We start from the raw sequence: 10,987 nt of genomic DNA on the forward strand, positions 1-10,987 counted from the left end.
GGATTACTCGCCGGATAAAATCATCCGTGTTTGGATTGATGCACAGCGTTTGGATAAACGCCTGGGTAAAATCATTGAGGACTTAGCGGCTTTAGGCATTGAGCCGGAAAAGGCGGATCGAAAAAAACTCGATCGTTTGGCTGACGGAAACAATCACCAAGGCATTGCTATGGAAGTTACGATGCCGGGTGAGTTGTCGGAAAGCGATTTGAAGACGATGGTGGAAAGCCTGTCTGGCACGGCGTTATTGCTGGTGCTGGATAACGTGCAAGATCCCCATAATTTGGGGGCCTGTTTGCGGACTGCCGATGCAACTGGTGTGCAGGGTGTTATTATCACCAAGGACAACGCCACCGGGATTACGCCAACCGTGTGTAAAGTCGCGAGCGGCGCGGTAGAGACCGTGCCGATCTATCAGGTCACCAATCTATCCAGAACACTGCGTTGGCTTAAGGGCGAGGGGATTTGGGTAATGGGTGCTGCGGGCGAAGCGGAGCAAACCGTTTATCAAACCGATTTGACTGTGCCTATGGCGTTGGTTATCGGCGCGGAAGGAAAAGGACTCAGGCGGCTGACCAAAGAGCAATGCGATTTGTTGATTAAGCTGCCGATGTTAGGTCAGGTGGAAAGCCTTAATTTATCCGTAGCTACTGGGGCATGTCTCTACGAGACGGTACGGCAGCGTTCGGTAATCACCCACACTCAAGCCGCTTCAAAATTCGGTGCTTCTGTTCCCTCTCCTGCTGGAGAGGGCTAGGATGAGGAGATTTTAAAAACCCGACAATGATTAGGGTCTGTTGACATTTAACTCATATCAAACCACGTTACTCGTCATGCCGTCAGGGAATGACGGCATCCAAGCAGCATGGATGCCTTCCTTGGCTTCTGGATTCCGGCAATCCCTGCCGGAATGACGTGGCTCCATGAATGATATATTAATTTTATCTCTATGATTTATATACTTTTCTTATCTTATACAATCCAAATGTCAACAGACTCTAAAAAGTATTCTATAAAATGCAATCTAACTCAACACACCGACTTCAAGGCGAAGATTTAAGCTGCACCCGTGACGACAGATTATTGTTTGCCAGCCTTGGTTTTACCGTCCATCCAGGGCAGGTTTTGTTACTGGAAGGCAATAACGGCAGCGGTAAGACTACACTTCTGCGCATAATTTGCGGTTTTCGTGAACCCGATACTGGAGCGGTTTTGTGGTGCGGAGATGAAATTCCGCACCACCAGTATTATTCCGATATGGCTTATGTCGGGCATTTGGATGGCATTAAGAAAGAATTGACCGTATTGGAAAATCTGAAACTGTCATTAGCTTTAGGCCAACCCGGCTTACTGACGATACAACAAGCCTTGGATAAAGTGCAATTATCAGGCTATGAAGATACCTTGATCCAAGCCCTGTCAGCAGGACAAAAACGGCGCTTATCATTGGCGCGTCTGTTGATTACCCGGAATGTCTTGTGGATACTGGACGAACCCTTCACCTCACTGGATAAGCAAGGCATTGTTTTAATCGAATCACTAATGGCTGAACATTGCGCAAATGGCGGCATGATGGTAATGACCTCACACCACGACGTTAATCTACAAGACATCGATGTACAACGCTTAAGGTTAGCTTGATGGCAATGCTTGATGCCTTTACCGCCATTATTCGCCGCGATCTAGTGTTAGCCATGCGGCGACGGTCGGAGATTGCCAATCCGGTGCTGTTTTTCATACTGGTCATCACCTTATTCCCGCTAGGGATAGGGGCGCAGCCCAAATTATTGCAAGCGATTGCCCCTGGGATCATCTGGGTTTCGGCTTTGCTGGCAACCATGCTGTCTTTGGATAGCCTGTTCCGTTCCGATTTTGATGATGGTTCCCTGGAGCAGATTTTGTTAAGTCCACATCCAACCTCGATCCTGGTGTTAGGCAAAATAACGGCGCACTGGCTGACGACAGGCTTGCCCTTGCTGATTGTTGCGCCCTTGTTGGCCGTCTTTTTAGGAATGCCTAATCAGTCCTTAAGTGTGTTATTGATAACGTTGCTGTTGGGTACACCGATATTAAGTTTGATAGGCGCAGTCGGGGTTGCCCTGACGGTTGGATTACGCCGTGGTGGCATGATTTTGTCCTTGCTAGTGTTGCCGTTATACGTACCAGTCTTGATTTTTGCCAGCAATGCCGTCGAGATGGCAAGCAGTGGTTTGCCTGTCACTGCACAAATCAATATCTTGATTTCGATGCTATTGATGGCATTGGTGTTAGCGCCATGGCCAACGGCAGCCGCATTAAAAATGAGTATAAATTCGTAATATCCCGTAAAATGGACACGTTATCAAAGAGAGATGGAGTAGGGCAGCATGGGTTCGGGCAAATATCTTTCCGTTTTTACCGTGGCAACTGAACAACAAAGAAAGGAGAATTTCGAGGATTACTGGAGATTTACCCAGCAACATGGCGGCGAATTATTCGAGGCTGAAAAAGACTTGGCAAAAAAACGTGCGAAGCTCAAATATTTTCAGGATAACCCTGTCCAACTCCGTAAGCCGCTCGCAAATCCTGATGATTTTTATCGCAACTATATAGAAATGAAGGCTGATCCAAAATCTTTGGATCGTCTGACTTTAATGCTCACAGGCATGTATAAATTTGCCCGGCATGAATGGGTCGGCATTAAAGGGGCATGGGATGTAGTCCCCGACATGGCTAATTCCCACTCTGTGGAAGACAAGATCAGCCGTGTACATTTGGCTGAGGAATTCTGCCATTGGCGATTGTTCGACGAAATGTTGCGTACCTGTGGTTTGGACAAGGTCGAATGGATGCCTTTGTCACCGCTTAAGGAGTGGATTTATGAGCAATTCCCTAAATTCCCAGGTTTTATCATGGATGCGCCTGCTTTTGTGACCGAGTTGATGGGCGTTAGCTACTATTTCCATCTGCATCGCTTGTTTGATGACATATTGGCGGACGAGCCTGAAGTCCGGCAGCGCATGAAAGAATTATTGGATGAAATCACCATTGATGAAGTCGCCCATGTTGGGCAACGCAGGAATTTTATTGGCCCGATGGGCATGAAAATTTCAAAATGGTTAGTTAAACCTTTTTACACGATGTTTTTTAATGATATTCCAGAAGTCGGGCAGCTATTCGATGTCAAGCAGATGATTAAAGACGGCGAGGCTTTTGATTTTAATGAAATACCTCATTATATGATCGAACGTAGCTGGATTCCTTCTTACTGTAAGGCTTAATAAACCGGTGGTTTTCTTTGTAGCTAGGGAGTGAATACCCCGTCCGAGCCTAATTTTATGTCCTTTGTGCCTTGAACCTAATTCTTCATGTTCCTAGTCCCAGACGCAATCGTCCGTTTTTTCCATCGTATGGCCTCCCCGCCGCATTTTTACGCTTTTACCGAGCGGTTAATGCCTTGGCTGGTCGTCATATTTATATTATTGGTTGCCAGCGGACTTTACGGCGGCCTGTATCTTGCCCCGCCGGATTACCAACAAGGCGACAGTTACCGGATTATTTATATTCATGTGCCTAGTGCCTGGATGTCGTTATTTATTTACGTGGTCATGGCGATTGCCGGTGCAATTGGGCTGATCTGGCGCATTAAATTGGCGGAAGTCGTCCTGATCAGCAGCGCATCCGTCGGGGCCAGTTTTACCTTTGTTGCCTTGGTGACCGGTTCCTTATGGGGCAAACCCATGTGGGGAACCTGGTGGGTATGGGATGCACGCTTGACTTCGGAATTGATCCTGTTGTTCTTGTACCTGGGCGTGATTGGCTTGTATGGCGCGATTGATGACAAACGCACTGCGTCCAAGGCTGTCGCTATCCTGGCTTTGGTGGGTGTGGTCAATATCCCGATTATCCATTATTCAGTTGAGTGGTGGAACACCCTGCATCAAGGCCCGACGGTGACTAAAATGGACAAGCCTTCGATCCATGTCAGTATGTTGGTGCCGTTGTTGCTGATGGCCTTGGCATTCAAGATTTATTATTTGATTGTCATGATACTCCGCGCCAGAGTCGAGTTATTGCAACGGGAACGCAATTCGCAATGGGTCAAAACGAAAGCAGCCGAAGAGGGCGGGTTATGAGTCTGCAAGAATTCCTGGCGATGGGGGGTTATGGTTTTTATGTGTGGACATCCTATGGCATCTGCCTAGTCGTGCTGATTGCCAATGTGGTCATCCCAGTCATCCAACGCAAACAATTTTTGCGTCAGCAAGCGCTTAAGCAAAAACGGCAAGGCTTATGAAACCCGCAAGAAAACAGCGCTTGATCCTTATCGGCCTGATGGTGCTTGGTGCGGGCTTGGCGACCGCGTTCGCACTCAAATCCTTCAATGATAATTTGATGTACTTTTTCCCTCCTACAGAGGTAGTGGAAGGCAAAGCGCCCAAAGATGCCTTGTTCCGTTTGGGCGGTATGGTCATAAAAGGCTCGGTAGAAAGACCAGAGAAAGGAATGATGGTGCGCTTCAAGCTGACCGATTTCAATAAGGAAGTGACCGTCGAATACACGGGCATCCTACCGGACTTGTTCAGGGAAGGGCAGGGTATAGTCGCGCATGGCAGGTTAAACGCGCAAGGTGTATTTATTGCCGAAGAGGTATTGGCTAAACATGATGAAAACTATATGCCGCCTGAAGTTAAGGCGAGCTTGAAAAAACAGTTAACTCTTACATCAGGTCAAAAACCATGATTCCTGAAATTGGACATTTTTCCTTGATACTCGCCTTGTGCATGGCGTTTATCTTAGGCTTAGTGCCTATAGTGGGTGCAACCCGATCAATATCCGGCTGGATTGCCGTCGCAAGACCAGCAGCCTTTGCCCAACTGTTATTTGTGGCGATAGCTTATGGCTGCTTGACGTACAGTTTTTTGACGCATGATTTCTCGGTGAAGTATGCGGCGATGAATTCCAATACCGCCTTACCGGTATTGTATTTGGTGTCAGGTGTTTGGGGCGCGCATGAAGGCTCGTTATTGCTGTGGGCCTTAGTGCTGTCCTGTTGGACGGGCTTGGTTGCAAGGTTCAGCCGCGCCATTCCAGCCGCTACGGTTGCACGGGTCTTGGGTGTGATGGGCATGATTTCCATTGGTTTTCTCCTGTTCCTGTTATTGACCTCAAACCCGTTTGAGCGGCTGTTTCCAGCACCCGCTGAAGGACGCGATTTGAATCCCTTGTTGCAAGATCCCGGCCTTGCGATACACCCGCCTATGCTCTATATGGGTTATGTCGGTTTTTCTGTGGCCTTTGCTTTCGCTATTGCGGCTTTAATGCAAGGCCGTCTTGATGCGGCTTGGGCCCGCTGGTCTAGGCCGTGGACAACGGTGGCTTGGACATTTCTGACACTGGGCATTGCCCTGGGTAGCTGGTGGGCGTATTACGAACTGGGTTGGGGCGGCTGGTGGTTTTGGGATCCGGTGGAAAACGCCTCCTTCATGCCTTGGTTGGTCGGTACGGCCCTGATCCATTCCTTGGCGGCAACCGAAAAACGGGGCGTATTCAAGACCTGGACAGTGCTATTAGCGATTTTTGCGTTTTCATTAAGCCTGTTGGGAACGTTCCTTGTTCGTTCCGGTGTGCTGACGTCAGTCCATGCGTTCGCCAACGATCCGGACAGGGGCTTGTTTATCCTGATTTTTTTGGCGATTGTGGTCGGTGGTTCCCTGCTGCTGTATGCCATCCGCGCACCTGCCGTGAAATCTAGCGCGACGTTTGAGCCAGTTTCCAGAGAGTCGGTCATTTTGATTAACAATGTCTTATTGGTCGTCACTGCCGCCAGCATTTTGTTGGGTACACTTTATCCTTTAGTGATTGATGCCCTGGGCTTGGGCAAGATTTCAGTGGGGCCACCGTATTTTAATGCCGTATTCATCCCTTTGATGGCACCTTTGGCGATTGCCGTGGGCGGGGGGATGTTATTGCGTTGGAAACGGGATAGCCTGGGTGAACTTGCTTCAAGGGTGCGTTGGATGATTATGGTTTGTGTTATAGGCGGGATGCTACTGCCGCTACTCATGCCGTTTTATTCCTGGGCTGCTGCACTGGGCTTGACATTGGCCTTATGGACAGTGGCAATGACTGCACTTTCTTTCATTGACCGCATGGGCGGGAAAGGCTGGGAACGTCTGGCAAAAATACCCACAGGATTTTATGGGATGACGATTGCCCATCTGGGGATTGCTGTATTTGTGGTTGGCATTACCTTGACTTCGGTTTATAGCGTCGAAAAAGATATACGCATGGCTCCTGGCGAAACGCTCGAACTATCCGGCTATCAATTCAAATTCCATGGCATCAAACAAGCCCAAGGCCCCAATTACATTGCCCAACAGGGTTTGATAACAGTGAGTCACGAAGGTAAGCCGGATGTTACTCTTGAACCGCAAAAACGGGTTTACCAAGTACAAAAAATGCCGATGACTGAGGCCGCTATTGATGCGGGGTTATTCAGGGACTTGTTTGTAGCCATCGGCGAACCGCTGGGCGATGAAGGTGCATGGAGCCTTAGGATTTATTACAAATCCTTTATTCGTTGGATTTGGTTAGGCGCTGTGTTCATGGCGGTAGGTGGCTTGTGTGCCACTTGTGATAAGCGTTACCGCAGCGCTAAAAAAGTAGAGAGCAAACCATGAATATTACTGAAATTAAAAGGTTTGCTTTATTAATTGATGCCGACAATGCACAAGCAAAGGCGATAGATGCCATCCTAACTGAGGCGGCAAGGTATGGGGATGCAACTTCAAGGCGTTGTTATGGGGACTGGACGAATGCACAATTAAGTAGCTGGAAAAATGTACTTAACAAACACGCCATTCAGCCAATACAACAGTTTGGCTATACTTCGGGAAAAAATGCGACTGATTCTGCGTTAATTATTGATGCAATGGACTTGCTTTATACTGATAAATTTAATGGTTTTTTTCTGGTTTCAAGCGATAGTGACTTTACTAAACTAGCAACTCGTTTAAGAGAGGCGGGTCTTGAAGTAATTGGAATAGGTAAACGTAGTACTCCAGAAGCTTTTCGTTCGGCTTGTAACAAGTTTATTTTTACTGAAACCATCATGGATGATGCAATTGAATCTGATGAGAGTAAGCAAAATAAAAACCATTCATCTAATATTTCTCCTGTGTCACCTGACAAAAGTATTTTAGATAAAACCTCTTACGAGGTTTCTAATGACAATAATCTAAAAAACCTAATCAAAGAGGCCGTCGACTCGGCATCTGAAGAAGATGGATGGGCTAATCTCGGGGGGGTTGGTAGTTATATTAACCGCGTCGATAGTTCGTTTGACCCTAGAAATTATGGTTTTTCTAAATTTAGTAAATTAATTAAATCTCTTCCTTACATAGAATCGAAAGATCGGAAAAATAGCGAGAGCGGTGGTTCTAATACGTACATTAAGCTAAAAGACTCCAATGCTTAAATACATCATCCCACTGCTACTGTTCATCGTGCTGTCCGTTTTTTTGGCATTGGGCTTAAAGTTGAAACCCAGTGAGATTCCTTCCCCTTTGCTAAACAAACCTGCCCCGACGTTCTCCGCACCTAAACTGACTGCACCCAACGAGAAACTATCCCCAGCCGATTTGAAAGGGAAAGTCTGGTTGTTTAATGTTTGGGCTTCCTGGTGTGTTTCCTGTCGTGAGGAACATCCGGTGCTTAACCAGTTGGCACAACAGCAAGCGGCGGTTATCGTTGGTTTGAATTATAAGGATGATCCCGATGCCGCGAAGAAATGGCTAGCAACATTGGGTAATCCTTATAACGACAGCGTTATGGATACCGATGGCAGGATCGGCATTGATTGGGGCGTTTATGGCGTACCGGAAACATTCGTGATGGATAAGCAAGGTATCGTCCGCTACAAGCATACCGGGCCGGTGATGGAAGATGACGTAAAAAATATCTTTCTCCCCAAAATTGCCGAATTGCAGGCTGAATCATGATGAAGGGTTGGCTGAATGTGGTATTGCTGCTGATTTCCACCCAAGGTTTTGCCATTGATGACCATCAACTTGCCGACCCAGAACAGCAGAAATCTTATGAAACCATCATTTCTGAATTACGTTGCCTAGTCTGCCAAAACCAGACCATTGCAGATTCCAATGCCGAACTTGCCACCGATTTACGCAGGCAAGTCTATGAAATGCTGCAACAAGGCAAATCTAAGGACGATATTGTCAATTTTATGACCGACCGCTACGGTGATTTTGTCCTGTACAACCCACCATTAAAAACCAAAACGGCTTTGCTATGGTTAGGGCCGATTGCTTTCTTGATAACTGGGTTTGCTATAATTTTTTGGTTCATACGCCGTAAAAAGGAAGCTGCAACAACAGTCATTGATAAGGACAAACAGGAAAAAATGCGCCGCTTGTTAGAAAACGAGGATCAGTCTTGAATAGCGTATTTTGGCTGGTGGCTGCCGTAATGGTCTTGATTGCATTGCTGATTATCCTACCGCCCCTGTGGCGTAAACAGGACAGTACAACAATAGATGACCTAGACCAGCGCAATATCAGGATTGCACGAGACCGATTGGCTGAGTTGAAAGCCAATAAAGCCGCAGGGGGGATAAGCCAATCTCAATATGATGAGCAAGTCGCCGAGTTGGAGCTGGCCTTAAGTGACGATCTTGAGTTAGCAAATCCAACCAATACCCAAAGCCAAGGACGCTGGTTGGTTTATGTGCTTGTTGCAACCATACCTGTTTTATCGGCTGCGCTTTATTGGACATTAGGTGACTATCAGGCCATTACCCATATTAATGAACCAAACCAAGCCGCTTCAGAAGCGCCTAGCCCTGAAGCCATCAACAAAATGGTGGCTGGTTTGGCTGAGAAATTGAAAGCGAAACCCAAAAACCTTGAAGGTTGGTTGATGCTTGGGCGTTCCTACAAGATGCTGCAACGGTATCCGGAGGCGGTTGACGCATTTGCCCATGCTTATCAATTGGCAGGGGAAAAGGCCGAAGTAATGTTGCCTTATGCCGAGGTACTTGCGCTAATGAATGAAGGTAACTGGGCAGGGAAACCGCAAGAGTTGGTTAGGAAAGTTTTGGCATTAGACCCCGATAACTTGAATGGCTTATGGCTGTCCGCCTTGGCAAGCGCCCAGCAAGGCGACAAGAAAAGCGCAATAGGGTTTTTACGAAAATTAGAAGCGGTTTTGCCCCCAGAATCTACCGAAAAACAACAAATCCATGAGTTAATTGCAAATACAGAAAGCGAGTTGGGCAATGCCGTTCCAGCCAAGTCTGTACAACCTGATTCGCCATCCGCAGTTTCTGTTACTATTCAAGTCAGTTTGGCTACAGAGTTGAAGACAGTGGCTAATCCCGAAGACACCGTTTTTATCTATGCCCAAGCCTTATCGGGCCCTAAGATGCCATTGGCAATTATTCGCAAGCAAGTGAGTGAGTTGCCCCTATCTGTCAGCCTGACAGACGCAGATTCGATGATACCCAACATGAAATTATCTAACTTCAAACAGGTCAGGCTACTGGCGCGAATCTCCAAGTCCGGTAATGCCATGCCACAAGCGGGAGACTCGATTGGAGTGGTTGATGAAGCGAATCTTGAAGATAACAACGCGCACAAGATTGTCATCAACGACAGGGTTAAATAATGTCGTGCTTGTATTCAAAGCATGAATGAGCGTCGACTAATCGAGCTGGAAATTAAAACAGCTTATCAGGAAGATTTGTTGCAAGCGTTGAATAAAATAGTCGCCCAACAACAGCGCCAAATTTTTCTTCTGGAGAAAACCTGCCAATCGCTGCATGAACGTATGAATAGCTTGCGTCTTGAAAATAGTGATGATGTCATCGAACAGCCACCGCCGCACTATTAAAATAACCTCAATTTAATGTATTTTCCCATTTTTCAGGCTCATTTATCTACTAGAAAATACGGTGTGCGTTTATTTATTGTTTCTCAGTCAACAGCGGCATCTTGGATGCTATTCCAATATCTAATTCCAAGCTGATCTGATGTTCAACTTGTAGGAACTTTGTTATGATCACAGGTGAAGTGGTTTTTTTATCTTTTGATATGTAAGAGGAAAACAATGAACAATAACTTTAATATTTCAGAGTGTCGAGCTAAAACCTGGATCGGTTTCCCGTTATTGGGTCTATGTGTGTTGTTCTTAAACGCCTGTACGACTACCCAGAAGGTAGCTGTTTGTTAACCAGGTTGACGCAAACTGCGCGCCCCCTGCCAAGGACTGTTCCCAGTTCGCTCCGGTGCGCGCCGCGACACCGCAGGAAACCCGCGCTATTGCCAGGGACGCCTGGCTCTATGCGTTCCCGATGATGGAGAGTTACAACACCTGGTATTCACAGGCGGTGGTGAAGGACTCGCCCACCTACGTCGGCGGATTCAACAAGTTCCGTCACTACTCCGAAGCTTTCACGCCGACAAACCACGACGTGGTGACGCCAAACAACGACACGCCTTACTCGTGGGCCTGACTCGACCTGCGCACCGAGCCGATGGTTATCAGCGCGCCGGCCGTGCCGATGGATCGCTACTACGTGCTCCAGTTCATTGATCTTTTCACCTTTAACAATGCCTACATTGGTTCGCGCGCAACGGGCAACGATGCAGGCAATTACCTGATGGTCGGCCCGCAATGGAAAGGTGAGACGCTCACAGGTTTTAAGAGAGTCTTCAAGAGCGAAACCGAAATCGTCGGCATCCTTGGTCGCACACAGCTCAACGGGCCAGACGACGTGGAGAATGTGAAGAAAGTGCAGGCGGGATTTAAGCTGACTCCACTCAGCGTTTTCGAAAAAAAGGCCGCGCCGCCAATGGCTTCCGCCGCTGCGAGACAGGAGTCGAGTAGTCCCCAGAAGCGATAGGGCTGGGCGTTTTCACGAAGCGTTTTTTTGCGTAGTGAAAATGCAAAGCATTCCGACATCGCGTCGAGTCATTGCGTAACCAATGTT

At 47.4% G+C, this 10,987-nt stretch carries 13 protein-coding genes and 1 pseudogene; all 14 read left to right on the top strand.

The genetic code is table 11. The features are described from left to right. A partial coding sequence (gene rlmB, locus ACLQ6D_RS15510) for a 23S rRNA (guanosine(2251)-2'-O)-methyltransferase RlmB (RefSeq protein WP_411728218.1) occupies positions 1 to 757 on the top strand: 757 nt, incomplete at its 5' end. Between the two features lie 260 nt (positions 758 to 1,017). Further along, the gene (gene ccmA / locus ACLQ6D_RS15515) at positions 1,018 to 1,641 is read left to right on the top strand and encodes a cytochrome c biogenesis heme-transporting ATPase CcmA (protein WP_411728219.1); all 624 of its coding nucleotides are present in this window, start codon (positions 1,018 to 1,020) and stop codon (positions 1,639 to 1,641) included. After that, positions 1,641 to 2,318: a heme exporter protein CcmB gene (ccmB, locus tag ACLQ6D_RS15520; RefSeq protein WP_411728220.1), complete on the top strand. Its 678-nt coding sequence runs from the start codon at positions 1,641 to 1,643 to the stop codon at positions 2,316 to 2,318. The genes ccmA and ccmB overlap by 1 nt, the downstream gene beginning before the upstream one ends. A 48-nt stretch (positions 2,319 to 2,366) precedes the next feature. Next, a complete protein-coding gene (locus tag ACLQ6D_RS15525) occupies positions 2,367 to 3,260 on the top strand; it encodes a hypothetical protein (RefSeq protein WP_411728221.1) in 894 nt (297 codons plus the stop codon). An 87-nt stretch (positions 3,261 to 3,347) separates the two neighbouring features. Continuing rightward, complete coding sequence (locus ACLQ6D_RS15530) at positions 3,348 to 4,115, top strand: heme ABC transporter permease (protein ID WP_411728222.1); 768 nt, start codon at positions 3,348 to 3,350, stop codon at positions 4,113 to 4,115. Then, positions 4,112 to 4,276, top strand: coding sequence for a heme exporter protein CcmD (gene ccmD / locus ACLQ6D_RS15535; protein WP_411728223.1), 165 nt, complete (start codon positions 4,112 to 4,114; stop codon positions 4,274 to 4,276). Before ACLQ6D_RS15530 ends, ccmD begins: the two co-directional genes overlap by 4 nt. After that, positions 4,273 to 4,722, top strand: a complete 450-nt coding sequence (ccmE, locus tag ACLQ6D_RS15540; protein ID WP_411728224.1) for a cytochrome c maturation protein CcmE — start codon at positions 4,273 to 4,275, stop codon at positions 4,720 to 4,722. Before ccmD ends, ccmE begins: the two co-directional genes overlap by 4 nt. Then, positions 4,719 to 6,662: a heme lyase CcmF/NrfE family subunit gene (locus tag ACLQ6D_RS15545; RefSeq protein WP_411728225.1), complete on the top strand. Its 1,944-nt coding sequence runs from the start codon at positions 4,719 to 4,721 to the stop codon at positions 6,660 to 6,662. The genes ccmE and ACLQ6D_RS15545 overlap by 4 nt, the downstream gene beginning before the upstream one ends. Continuing rightward, positions 6,659 to 7,459: an NYN domain-containing protein gene (locus ACLQ6D_RS15550; RefSeq protein ID WP_411728226.1), complete on the top strand. Its 801-nt coding sequence runs from the start codon at positions 6,659 to 6,661 to the stop codon at positions 7,457 to 7,459. Before ACLQ6D_RS15545 ends, ACLQ6D_RS15550 begins: the two co-directional genes overlap by 4 nt. Continuing rightward, positions 7,452 to 7,982 carry a DsbE family thiol:disulfide interchange protein gene (locus tag ACLQ6D_RS15555; protein WP_411728227.1) on the top strand — a complete coding sequence of 177 codons (531 nt, stop codon included), beginning with the start codon at positions 7,452 to 7,454 and terminating at the stop codon, positions 7,980 to 7,982. The genes ACLQ6D_RS15550 and ACLQ6D_RS15555 overlap by 8 nt, the downstream gene beginning before the upstream one ends. Next, the gene (locus ACLQ6D_RS15560) at positions 7,979 to 8,437 is read left to right on the top strand and encodes a cytochrome c-type biogenesis protein CcmH (protein ID WP_411728228.1); all 459 of its coding nucleotides are present in this window, start codon (positions 7,979 to 7,981) and stop codon (positions 8,435 to 8,437) included. The genes ACLQ6D_RS15555 and ACLQ6D_RS15560 overlap by 4 nt, the downstream gene beginning before the upstream one ends. After that, positions 8,434 to 9,663: a c-type cytochrome biogenesis protein CcmI gene (gene ccmI, locus ACLQ6D_RS15565; protein WP_411728229.1), complete on the top strand. Its 1,230-nt coding sequence runs from the start codon at positions 8,434 to 8,436 to the stop codon at positions 9,661 to 9,663. Before ACLQ6D_RS15560 ends, ccmI begins: the two co-directional genes overlap by 4 nt. Before the next feature lie 21 nt (positions 9,664 to 9,684). After that, the gene (locus ACLQ6D_RS15570; protein ID WP_411728230.1) at positions 9,685 to 9,888 is read left to right on the top strand and encodes a SlyX family protein; all 204 of its coding nucleotides are present in this window, start codon (positions 9,685 to 9,687) and stop codon (positions 9,886 to 9,888) included. 463 nt (positions 9,889 to 10,351) lie between these two features. Then, positions 10,352 to 10,900, top strand: a pseudogene (locus ACLQ6D_RS15575) (DUF1254 domain-containing protein). Positions 10,901 to 10,987 lie beyond the last annotated feature (87 nt).

It is taken from the genome of Methyloglobulus sp. (genome assembly GCF_046714055.1).
Lineage (GTDB): Bacteria > Pseudomonadota > Gammaproteobacteria > Methylococcales > Methylomonadaceae > Methyloglobulus.